Here is a 16992-nt window from a genome sequence, read left to right on the forward strand (position 1 = left end):
CACTCATGTCGCCGCGGCTTTCGCCCGATGGAAGTTGCCCGATCGGGCGGCTGTAGCCGAGCCTCTGCCGAGGTGTAAGGCAGTATCCTCGAGCGGAGGCGCGTCACTGAACCGCTGCCACGCTGGTCAGTAGGAGCGAGTTCACTGCGGTGCTGGTGTTCCGCAAGCTAGGGTGTTCCGCGTGATGCGGAACAGTGAGCCGCGAGAAACGGAACTCGAACACCTTCTCTATGCCAACTTGCGTTCGATGCTCCCAGATGAGTGGGTCCTGAAGATCACCAGAGGGCCTCGATGGGCCTCTGACGCGGGTGTGGACGCAACTCTCGAGATCCAAACCCCCGACGGCACCCTGAGCCACATACACGTAGAGACGAAGCGCCGGATAGAGCCGCGAGACGTTGATCGGCTCCTGCGCAAGATCTCGGCCTATGACAAGCGGTATTTCTCCGCAGAAACCGCCGATAGTGCCCAGTTGATCGCGGCTTCCTATGTCTCGCCCCGCGTGCGCGAGCTCCTGGCCGCGCAAGGCGCCGGCTGGTTCGACCCCACCGGCAATCTCCGGCTCCAACTGCGGAAGCCTCTGATCTTCATCGATCGGCGGGGAGCCGATCGAAACCCCTATCCCACGACGGACCGCCGCCTCCGATCCCTTCGCGGTCCTGGCGCTGCCCGAATCGTTCGCGCGCTTCTGGACGGCCGCGGGTTTCGTGGAGTACGAGACCTGGCGGCTGAGGCCCAGGTCAGTGCGGCCACGAGTTCGCGTGTCCTCGATCTGTTGAATCGAGACAGTCTGCTCGAGCGCGACAAGGGTGGGGCTGTCGTCACAGTACGCAAACGATCGCTCGTCCATCGGTGGATCCAGGACTATGGAGTGACCACCTCCAATCACGCGGTACCGATGCTCAATCCCCGTGGCACCGAGCAGGTCTTCCAGTACCTCTTGGATTATCCAGGGCGCTACGCCCTGACCCTGTCTGCTGCGCTGCACGCCTACATGCCCGTCGGACGCACCGCCGTCACCCCCCTGATGTTGCCGGCGCTGTATGTCGATGACGTCGTGGCCGCACAACGGGACCTCAAGCTGCACCCTGCGCCACGAGGCGCCAACGTGCTCCTCATCGAGCCCTTTGATGAGGTCGTCTACCGCAATCCCACAGTTCACGCTGACTTGCGCTATGTCAGCCCCGCGCAAGCCGCGGCCGACCTCCTGACCGGGGCCGGGAGATCCCCTGAAGAAGGTGCTCAGCTGTTGGAACTCCTGACCGAATCCGATCGAGAGTGGGCGGCATGACATTCACCAACTCACTGGAGTACGTGCTCGCCCGTCGCGTCCTACTGGACGCGCTGCATGCTCTCGGCCCTCATCGTGCTGCCGTCGTTCTGGTAGGTGCGCAAGCGGTCTACCAGCACGTTGGCGACGGCAACCTGGCGGTGGCGCCGACGACTACCGACGCCGACGTCGCCCTCGCTCCAGACTTGCTATGTGAGGAACCCCTGCTGGAGGCCGCTCTGCGGGACGCTGGGTTCACTCCCGGAGTGAACCCGGGTACTTGGCTCAGCGCCAGCGGTATAGCCATTGACCTGATGGTCCCTGACGCGCTGAGCGGCGGTGGCAAGGGTCGGCGCGGAGCCAGGCTTCCTGTGCACGGCAACCGCGTCGCACGACGCACCACTGGACTTGAACCAGCGCTAGTGGACAACCAGCAGCACAACCTCACTGCCCTGGACCCGGCCGACAACCGCTCCTTCAGCATTCGCGTCGCCGGGCCCGCCGCCTTGCTCGCAGCCAAGGCCATCAAGGTCGACGACCGATTGGACAACCCCCTCCGGCTCAAGCCTAAGGACGGGCTCGACATACTGCGTCTCCTGTAGGTCACGGAGGCCGGGCCACTTGCCTCCCAGTTTCATCTGCTCAGCGATGATGCGCTGGCAGGCGAAGTGACCAAGAGAGCCATTCAGGTGCTACGCCAGCATGGAAGCGGCCCAGACAGTACCCTCGCGCGCCTCGCGGCACGGGCAGTAGGCGTGCTGGAAGATCCGGATGAGATCGCCGTCTCATTTGCCGTCCTTCTCCAAGAGATGCTCGCTGTCTACGATGCACGCCCATAAGCCGTGTTTACTGTCCGAGTTGATCAGTAGCGTCGACTCCCCCTTTCGACCCTCGCGTACTCACGGTCCTAAGGGTTTGGCAGAGAGATCAGCGGACGGGTATCAGCAGATGATCTCGGTGGAGCAGCGCCGTGCCTCCGGTCAAGGTATGCGCACAGGGAGCGTCGGTGGAGCACGATCCACGACGTCGACATGATGGCTGGGCAGCGGTGTTGTCACATCGGCCATCCATTGGAGCGTGCGGAACTGCGGCACTTCGAACCGTTACTCCCTGATTCGGCGAGCCACGGGCGGCACACTACCCGTGCGATGTGGCTCGTCGCGGCCGGAGAACGGGTTGCTACGGTCGCTGGTTGTGGCTGATGATCTGGCGCTGCCCGTTCTCTCGACCTCCGTGCCCCGGCTTACCCTGCGACCGCTCACGGCCGACGAGGTGGAGGCGTACTACGAGCTGATCGTGCGCAATCGCGAGCACCTGACCCGCCACGGCGATTATGAGGAGGTGAAGGTCGCGACGCGGGAGTCGGTTGCGCGGGATTTTGTGAGCCCACTCGACCGGAATCTGCGGTTTGGTATTTGGCTTGAGGATCAGCTCGTTGGCAGAGCGGATCTCAATCCGGTTGATCCGCCCCGGTACTCGATTGGTTACTGGCTTGACGAAAAGGTGACGGGCAGGGGTTACATAACCGCCGCCTGCGGAGCGTTGATCGCCTTTGCCCGGACCGGGTTGGGGGCGACGGATGTGTTCGCCGGGGTGACGCATGGCAATGACCGGAGTGTGGCTGTTCTGGAGCGGCTGGGGTTTGGCGTGGTGGCCGACTTCGAGCGCTACACCAGGTTCCACCTCTCGTTGCGGGCCGAGTAGCTTGATCGAGGGCGGTTCTCGCCGTGAGCAGTGGTGCCAGGTGCGGGCGACGGCCTTGAAACCGTCCCGCCATGCTTCGCTCGGGTTGTATGCGCTCTGCCGGACCGCTCGTGGGAGGTGATTATGACGCTTGTCGCCGCCGCGCTGTCGGCTGGAGCGGTTGTACGTGGACTGTGGCGGGGGCCTTGGGGATCGGGGTTCGTGCCGCACGGACCGAACTTGATGCGGCCGACTGACGAGCCAGCGTGAAATCACGCGAGAGCGGCGGGCTCCGGTTGGTCGGCGACGTTGCCTCGGCTCCGCGCGCCTGTGTGTCGCTTGGGGGCCTCAGACTTTCGGGCCCTCCTGCCGGTACCTCTCATGCCTGATCGCCAGCCGTACGGCCCAGTAAACAATCAAGAAAAGCGCGATGGCCGGAATGATCCAGCTCGTGAGAAAGAAGACCTCGGCCACGTCGTTCCCCTTCCAGGTGCGTGTTGTGAGTATGTCTGGTCGACCGGAGCCCCGGGCGATGATCGCGACTTCCCGAGCGGAGCGCTGCGGACTGTGACCACGCGCGTTCTGAGAACAGTCTCGCCTGTGGGATCTTGGCGCCAACGGCCAAACCCGTCCGCGGCGATCAGGTCGCCGGTGCGGTTCGGATCTCCTGGCGAAGGGACACAAGTGACCACAGGTGACACGGGCGAGGGCAGGCGGCGTGTGGCGCTCGTGACCGGGAGTTCGCGCGGGCTGGGGAGTGCCATCGTGCGGCGGCTGGCCGAGGACGGCATGGCCGTTGCCGTCAACGGGCCGCCCGGCGACACCAACGCCCGTGAGGTCGCGCGAGCCGTCCGCGGCACCGCCGACGCCTTTCTCGCCGATGTCACCGACGAGCGGCAGGTCGCGGAACTGGTCACCGCCGTCGCCACCACCCTGGGCCCCATCGAGGTGCTGGTGCTGAACGCCACGGGGCCACAGCCCGAGGCGCCCCTGACCGACGTCACCTGGGCGGACCACCTCGCCCAGCTTGAGTTCTTCGTCAAGAGCCCGGTGCTTCTCGGCCGCCTGGTGATCGAACAGATGCGGGCCCGCGGGTTCGGCCGGATCATCCAGATCGACTCCGAAGTCGCCCACCGGCCACCCCCGGGCCGGTCAGCCTATGCGACCGCCAAAAACGCGCAGATCGGCCTGACCCTCAGCTGGGCCCGCGAACTGGCGCCCGACGGCATCACAGTGAACACCGTCGCCCCGGGCTTCATCCCGGTCGAGCGCCATGCCGGCGTACCGGCCGAGATCAGGAGCACCTACCGGGCCTCGGTGCCCGCGGGCCGCATGGGTACCGCCGACGACGTCGCCCATGCGGTGAGCTTCCTGGCCTCGGAAGGCGCCGGCTTCATCACCGGCCAGCGCATCGTGGTCGACGGCGGCCGCAGCCTCGGAACCTGACCGCCGTCCCGCACCCCGGCGAATCCTGCCACAGTCTCATGAAGCCCAAGCCCAGTGTGATCATGGAGGGATGACAGGATCTGGAGACGTTCTTCACATACTCGGCTAGGAGACCAGGGATGAGTCGCCGCGTTCTGGGACGAATCTGTAGCCGACGTTGCGGACCGTGCCGATCAACGACTCGTATTCGGTGCCGAGTTTCGCGCGCAGCCGCCGCACGTGTACGTCCACCGTCCGGGTGCCGCCGAAGTAGTCGTACCCCCACACCTCCTGCAACAGTTGCGCCCGGGTGAAGACGCGGCCGGGGTGCTGGGCGAGGTACTTGAGGAGTTCGAACTCCTTGAAGGTCAGGTCGAGGACGCGGCCGCGCAGGCGGGCCGTGTAGGTGGCCTCGTCGATGGACAGTTCGCCGCTGCGGATCTCGTCGGGTACGTCCTCGGTGGTGGCCAGGGACAGGCGGCCGGCGGCCATGCGCAGGCGGGCCTCGACCTCGGCGGGGCCGGCGCTGTCGAGCAGGACGTCGTCCACGCCCCATTCGGCGGTCATCGCGGCCAGGCCGCCTTCTGTGACGATGACCAGCAGGGGGACGTCTATGCCCGTGGTTCTGATGAGGCGGCACAGGCTCTTCGCGTGGGCGAGTTCTTTGCGGGCGTCGACGATGACGGTGTCGGAGGGCGGGGCGTCGATCAGGGCGGAGGCCTCGGCCGGCGCGACGCGGACGGAGTGGAGCAGCAGGCCGAGCGCGGGCAGCACTTCGGCCGACGGCTCCAGAGCGTTCGTCAGCAGGAGCAGGTTGCTCATCACGGCCTCCCCAAAACGCGCAAGGACCCGGGGGCTACGTCGCCCAGGTCCCATACGTGAGGATAACCCAAGGGAATCTCGCGTTCATTGTGCGTCCACCTGTTGAACAGCGAAACGCGCGTGTTAACAGGGGCGCACAATGGACCCGACACGATTGTGAGGAGCCTATGGCCACGGGAAAGGTTCGTTATTGGGCGGCGGCGAAGGACGCGGCGGGAGTCGCGGAGGAGCCGTTCGAGGCCGTCACTCTTGGCGAACTCATGACGAAAATCACAGCCGGGCGCGACGATCTGGCCAGGGTGATGCGGCGCTCGTCGTTCCTGGTGGACGGCGATCCGGTCGGCCGGCGGGCGCATGACGAGGTGGTGCTGGGCGAGGGGGTGACGGTGGAGGTTCTGCCGCCGTTCGCGGGCGGGTGATCTCCCGTTTTTTCAGGGAATTGGTCGGTAAGCTCAATGTCCCCCGTGCCAAAGGAGCCCGATGCGCAAGCTGGTCATTTTCCTGATCGTGCTGATCGTTCTCCTTGTCGCCGTCGACCGGGTCGCGGTGGCCGGCGTCCAGCGTGACCTGGCCAACCGGATCGGGGCCGCCGCCGACCTCAGTGGTACGCCCACGGTGACGATCGAGGGCATCCCGTTCCTGACCCAGGCGTTCGCGGGCCGCTATCCCGAGGTCCGCTTCGACCTCGGGACGCTCACCTATGGAGGCGTGCCCATCCGGAACCTGCACGGCGTCGCCTACGGGGTCACCGCGCCGCTGTCCGACGTGATCCAGAACACCGCGGACGTCCGCGCCGAACGGCTGGCCGTCAGCGGCACCGTGACCAGGGCGACGATCGACAAGTTCGCCCCGCCCGGCGTGAAGATCTCGGGCAACGGCCAGCGGCTGGTCGCCTCGGGGGAGGTGCCGTTCGGCGGGCAGAAGGTGAAGTTCAGTGCCGAGCTGAAGGTGGAGCTGACCGACGGCGGCATCAAGCTCGCCGCCACGAAGATCCAGGGAGTGCCGAGCCAGCTGGCTCAGTTCGTCACCTACACGATCCCGTTCAAGGGCAAGCTGCCGTTCGACGTGAAGGTGACGGGTGTGAAGAGCGTGGCCGACGGGCTGGAGCTCTCGGCCGAGGGAAAGAACGTGCCGCTCCGTGGATGAGGAAAAAACCAGTGGATGAGGACAAAGCCACCGGTGAACCGCCTGGCCGTGCCGTACGTGATGAGGGCGTGAGTCCAGCTGGCACCGCCGACGAGGAGCTTGTACGCACCCTCTTCGACGAGCACGCCGGGCCGCTGTATGGCTACGTATTGCGACTTACCGGAGATTCCGGCCGGGCGGAGGATGTCGTGCAGGAGACGCTGCTGAGGGCTTGGCGGCATCCCGAAGCGTTGTCCGGGCGTCCGATCCGCGCGTGGCTGTTCACGGTGGCTCGCAATCTCGTCGTCGATCAGCACAGGGCGAGGAGGGCCAGGCCGCCCGAGACGGGTGACGACGCGCTGGCCGTGATCCCCGCCGACGACGAGCTGGAGAAGGCCGTCGAGTCGTGGGCCGTGGCCGAGGCCCTGGCGGCGCTGCGGCCCGAGCATCGTGAGGTGCTCATGGAGGTCTACTACCGGGGGAAGTCCGTGAAGGAGGCATCGGCCACGCTCGGCATTCCGCCGGGCACGGTCAAGTCCCGCACCTACTACGCGTTGCGGGCGTTGAAGCTGGCGCTGGAAGAGCGGGGGTTGGCGCCGTGAGGATGACCTGTGAGGAGGTACGGCTGTCGCTGGGCGCCCACGCGCTCGGCGCGCTCGACCCCGAGGAGGCGCTGGAGATCGACACCCATCTCGCCACGTGCGAGGCGTGCGGCGCCGAGCTCGTGGAGCTCGAAGGCGTCACCGCTTTTTTGGGCAAGGTCTCCGAGCGCGACGTGGAACTGGTCGCCAGCCCCCCGCGCCAGGTGCTTGACCGGCTGCTGAACGACCGGGCCAAGCGCAGCAGGCGCGGCCGCGTCCTGCTGGCCGTGGCCGCCTCCGCCGCGGTGATCGCCGTCGGCGGCACGATCTGGACGGCCACGACCAGCGGCGAGCGCACCAGCTCGTCGGCCGCGGGAGTGGAGCATGCCGATCAGCGCGAGGCGGCCGCCCCTGACAGCGCCGCCCAGCCGGAGTACGGCTTCGACTCCAGCGCGAGCCCGGAGCCGCGGACCGCGGCGAGCAAGAGCGCGACGGAATCGCCCTCGACGATGAACGCCCCCGCGGGCAAGGAGTTCAAGGGCGCCAACGGCGCCAGGCAGGCAACCGTCATGGCGATGCCCGCCGAGGACGGCACCGAGCTCAACCTCACCGTCTCCGGCGTGGCGGTCGGCACCCAGTGCCGCGTGATCGTGTTCGGTGAGGGCGGCAAGCGCGAGACTCTCGACGGCTGGGAGGTCAGCCGGGAGAACTACGAGAAGCCCCCGGTCTTCCAGCTGACGACGAAGCTGCCGCTGGAGTCGATCCGGTTCATCAGGATCGTCGACCAGGACGGCAAGCTGCTGGTGCACACCAAGACCGTGACGTAGGGAAGAACCCGGGCCCCGCGATGGTTGGCCATGACTGATGACGGGTTTGTGGGTGGCGCTCGGCACACTGGCGCTGGGCTTGGTGATCGGGGTGGTACGACTGCGCCGCGATGGAAGGATGCGCGAAACGGCCACGGACATGCCGGCAGGCGTGCTGACGGAAGGGCAGATCGGCGCGCCGCTGGGAGAACGGGCGACGCTGGTGCAGTTCTCGACGGCGTTCTGCCAGCCGTGCCGCGCCACGCGCAGGATTCTGGCCGAGGTGACCGATCTCGTGCCGGGCGTGGCGCATGTGGAGATCGACGCGGAGTCCCGGCTGGATCTGGTGCGCCGGCTGGACATTCTGCGCACCCCTACGGTCCTCGTCCTGGACAGGTCCGGAAAAATCACTAAAACGGCGTCGGGGCAGCCCAGGAAGGCCGACGTGCTCGCGGCTTTGGGCAATGCGGTGTCTCAGGAGCCGGACGAGATGTGACAGATGGCGAGACGTCGATGTAGTCTCATCGACATGAACCCCACGACAGAGCTGCTGACGAAGCGGCGCGCGGTTGATTTCTGCCGCGTGGCCACCGCGCTCTGTCGCGCTGCCTGAGGACGGTCTCGCGGACATTCAGGTCCGCCCCAACCCGACCCCTTCAGGAGCATCCAGCGATGCGTGCCGACCCTAGAGCGCTGCGCTTCGGCGCCGCGATGACGACCTTGGTCCTGATCCTCGTCCTGGTGACCGAGAGCCCGTGGCTCCTGGCCGCCCAGGCGGTGGTTTTCGCACTCGGTACGGCGGGTCGCTCGCCGTACACCATGCTCTTCAAGGCGCTCGTCAAGAGCGCTCCGAAGGAGACGGAAGACGCCCGCCCGCCGCGCTTCGCGCAGGTGGTGGGGCTGGTCTTCGCGGGTGCCGGGCTGATCGGTTTCTTCACCGGGATCACGCCGCTCGCCCTGGGGGCGACGGCAGCGGCCCTCCTCGCCGCCCTCCTCAACGCAGCCTTCGGATTCTGTCTTGGCTGCGAGATGTATCTGCTGATTCGCCGTCTACTGCCCGCCGCCAAAATGGAGGTTCCCCAATGAGCCGCTCCGCCGTCCTGGTGGATGCCGACTGGGTCGAGGCCAACCTCGACACGCCCGGTGTCGTACTCGTCGAGGTCGACGAGGACACCAGCGCCTACGACAAGGGCCACATCCGTGGCGCCGTCAAGATCGACTGGAAGTCCGACCTGCAGGACCCGGTCCGCCGCGACTTCGTGGACAAGGCCGGGTTCGAGGCCCTGCTGTCCGAGCGCGGCATCTCCAACGACGACCAGGTCGTGCTCTACGGCGGCAACAACAACTGGTTCGCCGCCTACGCCTACTGGTACTTCAAGCTCTACGGGCACGAGAACGTCAGGCTGCTCGACGGCGGTCGCAAGAAGTGGGAGCTCGACTCCCGCGAGCTGGTCAAGGACGTGCCGGCCAAGGCCGCCACCACCTACGTGGCCCAGGACCAGAACAGCTCCATCCGCGCCTTCCGCGACGACGTCGTCACCGCGATCGGCAAGCTCAACCTGGTCGACGTGCGCTCGCCCGACGAGTTCACCGGCAAGCTGCTGGCTCCCGCGCACCTCCCGCAGGAGCAGGCCCAGCGCGCCGGCCACGTGCCCACCGCCCGCAACATCCCGTGGTCGAAGTCGGCCAACGACGACGGCACGTTCAAGTCCGACGACGACCTGCGCACCCTCTACGGGGAGGCCGGCGTCGACTTCGGCAAGGACACCATCGCCTACTGCCGTATCGGCGAGCGCTCGGCGCACACGTGGTTCGTGCTGCACGAGATCCTCGACCAGGCCAACGTCAAGAACTACGACGGTTCATGGACCGAGTACGGCTCGCTCGTGGGCGTGCCGATCGAGCTGGGAGAGGCCCGCTGATGTCTGTTGTATCTCAGGGTTGCGCGGCGCCGGAGCAGACCGCGACGCTGCCCGCCGGGATCGATCTGTCCACCCAGGCCGTCATCCAGGGCGTGGTGACCGGCGCGGGCACCGCCTACGCGCGGCTGCTCGACCACTCGGGCGAGTTCACCGGCGAGGTCGTGGTGTCCGACGAGGGCATCTTCCGCTTCTTCGCCGCTCCCGGTGACTGGACCGTCCGCATCATCGCCGGTGGTGGCGTCACGCGTGACGTCCACGTCTCCGCGCGTCTCGGCGAGGTCTCGCAGCTCGCCGTCGCCGTCTAGGTCCCCCTCTGAAGGACCCGCGCCGTGTTTCGCGGCGCGGGTCCTTTCTTTTCCGGTACGGCTACCGCCCCGCAACCATCCGCACCCCGATGGTGTTCTATAGAACGTGATTGACATGGAATGCCTGGATCCGGTGCGCAAAGCGTTGCTCGACGACCTCGACGAGGGGTTCGCCGAGCTCTTCAACGCTTACCGGGGTCTGGTGTTCTCGACCGCGCTCCGCCTGACGGGCAAGTGGGCCGACGCCGAGGACCTGACGGCCGAGGCGTTCCTGCGTGCCTACCGCGCGCTCGCGGACTACGACCACGACCGCATCTCCGCGCTGCAGCCGCGCGCCTGGATCGTCACGATCGTGATGAACGTCTGGCGCAACTGCGCCCGGCACAAGTCCCGCAAGCCACCACCGCACCTGCTCGACGAGCCGGTCGAGACCCTGGACCCCGGTGAGGGAGTGGAGGAGGCGGCCCTGCGCCACGAGACCGGCGACGAACTGGCCGACCTGCTCGTCCAGCTCCCGGACGACCAGCGTGCCGCCGTGGTGCTGCGGCACGTCGTCGACCTGCCGGTCAGCGAGATCGCGACGGTCATGCGGATTCCGCAGGGCACCGTCAAATCGCATATCTCACGAGGCCTGAAGCGGCTGCGCACACTGGGAGGTGCCCGATGACCCACGACCCGATCATCACCGGACTCGCGGCACTGGCCGCGGAGCCGCCGCGCGACCTCTACGACCGGATCGCCGCCCGCTGGACCCGCGTGCCGGGCCCGATCGGCGAGCTGTCGGTGGCCTTCACCGATCGCGGCATCGCGTACGTGCACCACGGCGACGGCTTCGCCGAGACCTTCCACCGGCGCTTCGGCCGCCCGCTGGTACGCGCCGAGCGCCCGCCCGCCGGGCTGGTTCCCGCTCTGCGCTCGGGAAAGGCGTCCGGGCTTGAGCTGGACCTGCGCGGGATCAGCGACTTCCAGCGCGACGTGCTGCTGGCCGCGCGGACGATCCCGCGCGGCGAGGTACGCCCGTACGCGTGGATCGCCGCCAGGATCGGCCGGCCCAAGGCGGTCAGGGCGGTGGGTACCGCGCTGGGCAACAACCCGGTGCCGCTGCTGATCCCCTGCCACCGGGTGACCCGCTCCGACGGCGTCCCGGGCGAGTACGTCTTCGGCGCCGGCGCGAAGGAGGCGGTGCTGGCGGGCGAGGGCGTGGACCTGGCGCGGATGCGCGAGCTGGCCGGTTCCAGCGTCTTCTACCTGGGCAGCGACACCACGGGCGTGGTCTGTTTCCCGACCTGCCACAACGCCCGCCGGATCACCCCGGCGCACCGCGTCGGCTTCCGGACCCTGGACCAGGCCGAGCGGGAGGGCTACCGGCCCTGCAAGGTCTGCCGTCCCGGGTAGCGGATGAGCAGGCTGGCCTGCACGATGTCAGGTCCCTGCGCCCGGTAGAGGTGCGGGCCGTCGGAGGTCCAGCTGATGTGGTCGCCGGGTCCCGCCGTCAGCGGCGCGGACGCCGGCCCGGCGATCAGGGTGCCGTGGAAGACGGTGAGGTGTTCGGTGACGCCCTCGTGGTGGGCGGGCGAGGACTGGGTGGTTCCCGGCGGGACGCGCAGCCGGTAGAGCTCGTAGGTGACCTCCTGGTCCTCGAACACCTCCAGCAGGGTGGCCTCGACGGCGGCGCCGTACATGACCTGGGGTTCCGCGGGGGTGTCGAGGATGGCGCCGATGGGCACGCCGAGCTGCGCGGTGATCGCCCAGAGCGTCTCCAGGGTGGGGTTGCGCTGGCCGGTCTCGACGCCGGAGAGTGTGGCCTTGCCGATCCCGGCCCGCCTGGCCAGCTCCGACAGGGAGACTCCGCGTGCCTCCCGTAGCCTGCGTACGCGCTGGCCCACCTCGCGCGGGTCGCCGTCGAGCGCCGGCCGGGAATCCATGCCGCCCATCTTGCCCTCTCGCCGCCGAGTTCACTACTGTTCCATAAATGGAACGAACCGCCCTGAGACCGGTCATCGCCGGCATCGTGACCGCGGTGGTCGGCTTCGCCAGTTCGTTCACCATCGTGCTGGCCGGCCTGCGCGCCGTCGGCGCGGACTCCCGCCAGGCCGCCTCCGGCCTGCTCGCCCTCTGCGTGGCCGTGGGCGTCACGACCATCGTCCTTTCCGTACGGCACCGCATGCCCATCACCGCCGCCTGGTCCACCCCCGGGGCGGCGCTGCTGCTGTCCACGGGCCCCGTCGACGGCGGCTACGCAGCGGCGATCGGCGCCTTCCTGGTCTGCGGCCTGGCCATCATGGCCACCGGGCTGTTCCCCGCGCTCGGCCGCCTCATCGCCCGCATCCCGCAGCCGATCGCCGGCGCGATGCTGGCCGGCATCCTGCTCAAACTGTGCCTGGCGCCGGTGGCCGCGGTCGCGCAGGTGCCGCTCATGGCGATCCCGGTGATCGTGATCTGGGCCCTGCTCTACCGGTACGCCCGCATGTGGGCCGTGCCGGGCGCGCTGGCCGCCGCCGTCGTGGCGATCGTGGTGACAGAGTTGTCGATGCCCTCACTCACCTTCGACGCCGTGCCCGTGGTGGCGCCGGCCGTACCGGCCTTCACCGGCTCCGCGATGGTCGGCATCGCGCTGCCCCTCTTCCTGGTGACGATGGCCTCCCAGAACGTACCGGGCATGGCCGTCCTTTCCGGGTACGGCTTCCGCCCGCCGTTCGGCCAGGTGCTGCTGACCACCGGGGCCGGCACCGCCGCGGGGGCCTTCCTGGGCGGCCACGCGATCAATCTGGCCGCCATCTCCGCCGCGCTCGCCGCCGGACCCGACGCCCACGAGGACCCCGCGCGCCGCTGGGTCGCATCCCTGACCTCGGGCATCTCCATGGTCGTCCTGGGCCTGGGATCGAGCCTGGCGGTGGCGTTGGTCCTGCTGGCCCCGCCGGTGCTGATCGAGGCGGTGGCCGGTCTGGCGTTGCTCGGCGCGCTGGCCGCCGCGATCGCGGCCGCGTTCAGGGCCGGGGTGGAAAGCGCCGCCGTCACCTTCGTGGTGACCGCCTCGGGAGTCTCCTTCTTCGGCGTCGGCTCGGCCTTCTGGGGCCTGCTGGCGGGCGGCGCGTTCCACCTGTTGATGAACTACAAGGACAGCTTCCGCTCGACTCGCGCCACCGAGTCGGCGTAGTCGGGCTCGGCGGCCATGGCCGCGGCCATCCGCAGGTGCGGCAGCGCCTGCTCCGGCTTGCTCGCCCGCTCCAGCGTCCGGCCCAGCAGGAACCGGGCATAGTGGTCGCTGGGGTCGCGCTCGACCAGCGTGCCCAAGGCCTTCCGGGCCCGGCCGAGCTGGGCGGAGTGGAAGTAGGCACGGGCGGCGAGCAGGAGCACGCCGGGATCGTCACCGTGCTCGTCGAGCAGCGGCTCCAGCATGTACAGGGCTCCTAGCGCGTCCCGCTGGCCAAGCAACCGCTCGGCGTAGCGGTAACGCTCGATCTCGTTGAGAAGCGTCATGGACGGTTGAACAATCAACTGATTGGCGGCATTCCGCGATGTGGATGCGCCCATCCTGGACAGACCGCTACGATTCTTCAGATGTCCGGATCGTCTGGTGTGGTGGCACCCCCTCAACCCGGGCCGACACCGGCTCAGCGAGTGCCCTCGCCGTACTCGCTGCCCCTGCACACCCTGCGTCTGGCGGGCAAGTGCGCGCTGCCGCTGGTCCTGTGGTTCTCCGCGGGAGAGACGGCCAGATGGGCGCTCCTCTACATCGCGACGGAGATCTCCCACGGCGACTTCCGTCAGGCCCGCCTGGTGGTGACCGTCATCCTGATGACGGTCATCGTCATGCTGGCGATGACCGTCATCACCGGGATGATGCTCTCCCTGCGGGCCGCCATGTGGGAGAGCGCCGCGCGCCGGGCCGACGGGGCGGAGGACGAGTCCTTCTGGTCGTCGATGAACCGGATCGCCCCCGCGTTCGCGGTGATCTATCTCGCCTGGGAGCTGTACAAACCCGACGCCGCGGCCTTCCTGGCGATGGACTCGCTGCACAACCTCGACGACAACTTCTACAACGTCATCTTCAACAACATCGCCAACGGCACGAAGGAAGAGACCACGCTCAACACCGGGCTGGTCGGTCTCGACTGGCGTGTGTCGCTGGCCGCCATGGCGGTGGCGCTGGGGCTGCGGATGCTGTTCGAGCGGCAGGTCGAGCGCGGATCCGGCAAGCTGGCCGGCATCGCGGCCGCCTTCGCCGAGTTCGCGTTCATGTTCTGCGGCCTCAACGCGGTCTTCACCTTCAGCGCGCTGCGCGCCGACTGGGCCGAGCACCGCGTCGTGGTCTCCGAGGCGGGGGACATCGTCGTCAAGGCCAAGGAGAGCGTTCCCGGCCTGGAGGCGTTCTGGGGCTGGATGGGCGAGATCTGGCCCTTCATCGTGGACGCCCTGGTCATGCCGCTCACCTGGCTGGCCGTCGCCGTTCTGGTGTTCGGCGGCACGGTCGACGACACCCGGCGGGCGCTGCGCGGCACCCGGCTGGCGGGCAGTGTCGACAGGCTGGAGGGCTCGCACGAGGTCACCCAGCGGTCGGTCAACCGCGTGGTCGGCGGGTTCCAGGAACGCTGGGTCCCGGTCGTGAACGCCTTCCGCGTCACGGTCAAGGGCGGCGCGACGCTCTTCGGGCTGATGTGCCTGCTGTTCGTGGGAATCCGGGTCGGCGCGGACTATCTGGACAGGGCGGTGAGCACGTTCATCGGCTCGCCCACGCCGTACATGTGGTTGTGGGTCAGCTGGCCCGTCGACTTCGTCAAGAACCTGCTGGTGACCGTGCTCACCTACTGCCTGCTGGCCGCCACCTTCGACATCGCGGCGACCAGGGCCCGGGCCCGCGGCGAGGACATCACCGCCTGAAGACGATCACATCGTTGCGGCGGGACTTCTCCGTGTCCTCTTCGTTCGCCTCGAACAGCTTCTCCGTCGGGGTGTCCATGCGGTAGGTGATGTCCGGCTCCAGGTTCAGCTGGACCTCCTTGCCGACCGCCGCCGGGACGACCGCCATGGCCAGGTAGCTGTACTCCTTGCCGACCTCGTGCTTCTCGGTCGGGGTGTTGTCCTCGTAGATCTCGGCCATCCAGGCACGCCCGGCTGCGTCCTTCAGCGTGAGCTTCGGCTTGGCGGTGAGCACGGCGCCGGTGTCGTCGGTGGCAGAACGGGTGACGGTGATCTTCAACCACTGCTTGTCGGGAGTGTTGTGCCTGCTGTCCGGGGGCGCCGTGGCCGGCTCGATGGCCGACTTCCAGGACACGTGCTCGTAGGTGAGCGTCTGGCCGGGCCCCGCCAGGTGCACGGTCGGGCTGGGCCGCCCGCTCTTGTAGAACAGGTACCGGTCGGCGGTCGGTACGCCGAGGGCCACCACCAGGGCGACGACCGCCCCGATGCCGAGCAGGAGCCGGCGCGGCCTGGGCGGCGGCGTGGCGGCGGGCGGCGTCTCCTCCGGAGGGGTCCACGGCGGCTGGGGCGGCCTCGGGGGCAACGGGCCCGCGCTCGGGATGGCCGGGATGGGCTGTGTCGAGCTGTCGGTCGGCTGGGCGGGAGCGGGCGGCCACACCTGCTGGTCGGCGTGGATCGCGGGCCGGGGGCGCGGCGGCGTCGGGGCGGCGGCCCGGCGCCCCGGACGCCGAATCGGCGGCGCCGGCGGCTGCGGACGCTGCGGGGGCTGGCCGGCGGGCGGGGCGAACCAGTCGCGCTCTGAATCGTTCGTGCTCATCGTCTACTTCTTCTCGCCCAGCGTGTACACGTCCTGAGGGGCGGTGGCGAGCTGCTTGGCCGCCGCCTCGTCGATGCCCAGGTCGATCTCCGCCGCCGGCAGCATCGGCTCGCCGTAGAAGGCGCTCGTGGGCGCGACGAACGAGGCCTGGGCGCCGGCCAGCGCGTCGGCGGGCACGTCGAACACGAACACGCCCGAGGCCCACCAGCCCGGCTGGCTCCACACGTTCGCCAGCGTCTTGCTCCTGTCGACCTTGTCGGTGGTGTCGAAGCGCCGGCCGTTCTCGGCGACCAGGACGGGCGGCCGGATCTTCGTGGGCTCCTGCGGTACGGTCGCGGAGGTCTCGATCACCAGGAAGACGTTGCCCGTGACGGCGGTCTTGTCCCCGGCGCGGATGGTCTTGGCCGTCTTCACCCCGTCCACGCGGATGGTGAACCGTCCGGTGGCGACCTCCTCGCCCTTGTCTCCCGTGCTCGCGAGCGGCATCGACATGTCGTCGGCGCTCAGGCCCAGGGTCTGGAGTCCCACGGCGGCCGCGGCCAGCGCGAGGCCCACGACGGCGCCGAGAACCTTGGAACCGCCCCCGCGGGCGGGCGCGCGGCGCCTGCGCGGCGCCGCCGGCCGCTGGTCGGTCGCGGTCACTGCGCCGCCTCCTGCTTCACCGGGGCCTTGATGGTGTAGAGCACTTCCACGGCGCGCTTCCGGGTGAAGGGATCTTCCTTGTCGACGGGCATCCACATCGTCGTGCCGGAGATGGGGTTCTTGCTCTCCTCCAGCTTGGACAGGCTCAGGGCCACCTCGGGCGGCGCTTGGGCCGCCTTCTCCAGCTCGTAACGGACGGTCACGTTCGACGGGACCCCGGGATGCAGCTGGGAGCTCTTGCCGTCCTCGCCCGAGGGGATGAAGGCCTGCGCGCCCCACTTCGACTTGATCTCCGGCGTCATCTTGATCAGCGTCCCGGCGAAGCCGCTGCCGGCGCCGGTGGCGCTGGAGCCCGCACCGGTCGTGATCGTCGTGTCGCTCTTGTTCGTGACCTTGAAGAGGATGTCGAGATACCGCCGGTCCTCCGCGAACTCGCCGGGGCCCCGCTGGACGGTGATCTTGGCTTCCACGAACTCGGTCTCGTACAGGCCCTGGTCGATCTTCTGGCCGGCGCCCATCTGGGGCGGCGGCTTGTCCGGCGCGGTGTTCAGACCGCCGAGCAGGGCGGTGATGCCGAGGGTGGTGAGGATGACCAAGCCGATCGCGGGCACCACAACCGGGCGTTTGGGGGTGCTTGGTGCGCCGGAGGGTTCCGTCATGGGTAAGGATGGTAA

At 68.4% G+C, this 16992-nt stretch carries 24 protein-coding genes; 17 read left to right on the forward strand and 7 right to left on the reverse strand.

Annotated elements, in window-relative coordinates; translation table 11 throughout:
- Positions 1 to 181 precede the first annotated feature (181 nt).
- The 3 genes from ACFWY5_RS03380 to ACFWY5_RS03390 all read left to right on the forward strand — a co-directional run bounded on the left by ACFWY5_RS03380 (position 182) and on the right by ACFWY5_RS03390 (position 2974).
- Positions 182 to 1291, forward strand: a complete 1110-nt coding sequence (locus ACFWY5_RS03380; protein WP_379622800.1) for a hypothetical protein — start codon at positions 182 to 184, stop codon at positions 1289 to 1291.
- Entirely contained in the window at positions 1288 to 1872 is a 585-nt protein-coding gene (locus ACFWY5_RS03385; protein ID WP_379630441.1) for a hypothetical protein, read from the forward strand. The genes ACFWY5_RS03380 and ACFWY5_RS03385 overlap by 4 nt, the downstream gene beginning before the upstream one ends.
- A 592-nt stretch (positions 1873 to 2464) precedes the next feature.
- The gene (locus tag ACFWY5_RS03390; protein ID WP_379630442.1) at positions 2465 to 2974 is read left to right on the forward strand and encodes a GNAT family N-acetyltransferase; all 510 of its coding nucleotides are present in this window, start codon (positions 2465 to 2467) and stop codon (positions 2972 to 2974) included.
- Positions 2975 to 3301: 327 nt separating this feature from the next.
- On the opposite strand, the gene ACFWY5_RS03395 is transcribed toward ACFWY5_RS03390, so the two are convergent.
- Entirely contained in the window at positions 3302 to 3427 is a 126-nt protein-coding gene (locus tag ACFWY5_RS03395; RefSeq protein WP_379622794.1) for a hypothetical protein, read from the reverse strand.
- Positions 3428 to 3637: 210 nt separating this feature from the next.
- Here ACFWY5_RS03395 and ACFWY5_RS03400 point away from each other — a divergent pair, with 210 nt between their 5' ends.
- Complete coding sequence (locus tag ACFWY5_RS03400; RefSeq protein ID WP_379630443.1) at positions 3638 to 4399, forward strand: SDR family NAD(P)-dependent oxidoreductase; 762 nt, start codon at positions 3638 to 3640, stop codon at positions 4397 to 4399.
- Positions 4400 to 4504: 105 nt separating this feature from the next.
- On the opposite strand, the gene ACFWY5_RS03405 is transcribed toward ACFWY5_RS03400, so the two are convergent.
- Positions 4505 to 5200: a winged-helix domain-containing protein gene (locus ACFWY5_RS03405; protein WP_379622789.1), complete on the reverse strand. Its 696-nt coding sequence runs from the start codon at positions 5198 to 5200 to the stop codon at positions 4505 to 4507.
- A 167-nt stretch (positions 5201 to 5367) separates the two neighbouring features.
- Here ACFWY5_RS03405 and ACFWY5_RS03410 point away from each other — a divergent pair, with 167 nt between their 5' ends.
- The 11 genes from ACFWY5_RS03410 to ACFWY5_RS03460 all read left to right on the forward strand — a co-directional run bounded on the left by ACFWY5_RS03410 (position 5368) and on the right by ACFWY5_RS03460 (position 11334).
- Positions 5368 to 5619: a MoaD/ThiS family protein gene (locus ACFWY5_RS03410; RefSeq protein WP_379622787.1), complete on the forward strand. Its 252-nt coding sequence runs from the start codon at positions 5368 to 5370 to the stop codon at positions 5617 to 5619.
- A 61-nt stretch (positions 5620 to 5680) separates the two neighbouring features.
- On the forward strand, positions 5681 to 6346 hold the full coding sequence (locus ACFWY5_RS03415) for a DUF2993 domain-containing protein (RefSeq protein WP_379622785.1): 666 nt from the start codon (positions 5681 to 5683) through the stop codon (positions 6344 to 6346).
- 68 nt (positions 6347 to 6414) lie between these two features.
- Complete coding sequence (locus ACFWY5_RS03420; RefSeq protein WP_379622783.1) at positions 6415 to 6927, forward strand: sigma-70 family RNA polymerase sigma factor; 513 nt, start codon at positions 6415 to 6417, stop codon at positions 6925 to 6927.
- Between the two features lie 2 nt (positions 6928 to 6929).
- Complete coding sequence (locus tag ACFWY5_RS03425) at positions 6930 to 7733, forward strand: anti-sigma factor family protein (protein ID WP_379622806.1); 804 nt, start codon at positions 6930 to 6932, stop codon at positions 7731 to 7733.
- A 118-nt stretch (positions 7734 to 7851) separates the two neighbouring features.
- Complete coding sequence (locus ACFWY5_RS03430) at positions 7852 to 8208, forward strand: TlpA family protein disulfide reductase (protein ID WP_379622804.1); 357 nt, start codon at positions 7852 to 7854, stop codon at positions 8206 to 8208.
- Between the two features lie 33 nt (positions 8209 to 8241).
- Positions 8242 to 8325, forward strand: coding sequence for a putative leader peptide (locus ACFWY5_RS03435; protein WP_357918323.1), 84 nt, complete (start codon positions 8242 to 8244; stop codon positions 8323 to 8325).
- Positions 8326 to 8384: 59 nt separating this feature from the next.
- Positions 8385 to 8798, forward strand: a complete 414-nt coding sequence (locus tag ACFWY5_RS03440; RefSeq protein ID WP_379622780.1) for a DUF4395 domain-containing protein — start codon at positions 8385 to 8387, stop codon at positions 8796 to 8798.
- Positions 8795 to 9634: a sulfurtransferase gene (locus ACFWY5_RS03445; RefSeq protein ID WP_379622778.1), complete on the forward strand. Its 840-nt coding sequence runs from the start codon at positions 8795 to 8797 to the stop codon at positions 9632 to 9634. Before ACFWY5_RS03440 ends, ACFWY5_RS03445 begins: the two co-directional genes overlap by 4 nt.
- A complete protein-coding gene (locus ACFWY5_RS03450; RefSeq protein WP_184958290.1) occupies positions 9634 to 9939 on the forward strand; it encodes a DUF1416 domain-containing protein in 306 nt (101 codons plus the stop codon). The genes ACFWY5_RS03445 and ACFWY5_RS03450 overlap by 1 nt, the downstream gene beginning before the upstream one ends.
- Before the next feature lie 115 nt (positions 9940 to 10054).
- Positions 10055 to 10606, forward strand: a complete 552-nt coding sequence (locus ACFWY5_RS03455) for an RNA polymerase sigma factor (protein ID WP_379622802.1) — start codon at positions 10055 to 10057, stop codon at positions 10604 to 10606.
- A complete protein-coding gene (locus ACFWY5_RS03460; RefSeq protein WP_379622776.1) occupies positions 10603 to 11334 on the forward strand; it encodes a methylated-DNA--[protein]-cysteine S-methyltransferase in 732 nt (243 codons plus the stop codon). The genes ACFWY5_RS03455 and ACFWY5_RS03460 overlap by 4 nt, the downstream gene beginning before the upstream one ends.
- Here the strand turns inward: ACFWY5_RS03460 and ACFWY5_RS03465 are convergent.
- On the reverse strand, positions 11301 to 11864 hold the full coding sequence (locus tag ACFWY5_RS03465) for a helix-turn-helix domain-containing protein (protein ID WP_379622773.1): 564 nt from the start codon (positions 11862 to 11864) through the stop codon (positions 11301 to 11303). The two genes, ACFWY5_RS03460 and ACFWY5_RS03465, sit on opposite strands and share 34 nt — an antisense overlap.
- Before the next feature lie 47 nt (positions 11865 to 11911).
- On the opposite strand from ACFWY5_RS03465, the gene ACFWY5_RS03470 reads away from it, so the two are divergent.
- Positions 11912 to 13096: a benzoate/H(+) symporter BenE family transporter gene (locus ACFWY5_RS03470; RefSeq protein ID WP_379630444.1), complete on the forward strand. Its 1185-nt coding sequence runs from the start codon at positions 11912 to 11914 to the stop codon at positions 13094 to 13096.
- On the opposite strand, the gene ACFWY5_RS03475 is transcribed toward ACFWY5_RS03470, so the two are convergent.
- Positions 13051 to 13419, reverse strand: coding sequence for a tetratricopeptide repeat protein (locus tag ACFWY5_RS03475; RefSeq protein ID WP_379630445.1), 369 nt, complete (start codon positions 13417 to 13419; stop codon positions 13051 to 13053). The genes ACFWY5_RS03470 and ACFWY5_RS03475 overlap by 46 nt on opposite strands.
- Positions 13420 to 13500: 81 nt before the next feature.
- Between ACFWY5_RS03475 and ACFWY5_RS03480 the strand changes: the two genes are divergently transcribed.
- The gene (locus ACFWY5_RS03480) at positions 13501 to 14820 is read left to right on the forward strand and encodes a hypothetical protein (protein WP_379630446.1); all 1320 of its coding nucleotides are present in this window, start codon (positions 13501 to 13503) and stop codon (positions 14818 to 14820) included.
- Here ACFWY5_RS03480 and ACFWY5_RS03485 read toward each other — a convergent pair.
- Genes ACFWY5_RS03485 through ACFWY5_RS03495 form a run of 3 tightly spaced genes read right to left on the reverse strand, consistent with a single transcriptional unit; the run spans position 14810 to position 16977 of the window.
- Positions 14810 to 15676: a hypothetical protein gene (locus ACFWY5_RS03485; RefSeq protein WP_379622766.1), complete on the reverse strand. Its 867-nt coding sequence runs from the start codon at positions 15674 to 15676 to the stop codon at positions 14810 to 14812. The genes ACFWY5_RS03480 and ACFWY5_RS03485 overlap by 11 nt on opposite strands.
- Before the next feature lie 3 nt (positions 15677 to 15679).
- Positions 15680 to 16318: a hypothetical protein gene (locus ACFWY5_RS03490; RefSeq protein WP_379630447.1), complete on the reverse strand. Its 639-nt coding sequence runs from the start codon at positions 16316 to 16318 to the stop codon at positions 15680 to 15682.
- On the reverse strand, positions 16315 to 16977 hold the full coding sequence (locus ACFWY5_RS03495; protein ID WP_379630448.1) for a hypothetical protein: 663 nt from the start codon (positions 16975 to 16977) through the stop codon (positions 16315 to 16317). The genes ACFWY5_RS03490 and ACFWY5_RS03495 overlap by 4 nt, the downstream gene beginning before the upstream one ends.
- Positions 16978 to 16992 lie beyond the last annotated feature (15 nt).

Origin of the sequence: Nonomuraea sp. NPDC059007 (assembly GCF_042740555.1) — a bacterium.
Classification (GTDB): domain Bacteria; phylum Actinomycetota; class Actinomycetes; order Streptosporangiales; family Streptosporangiaceae; genus Nonomuraea.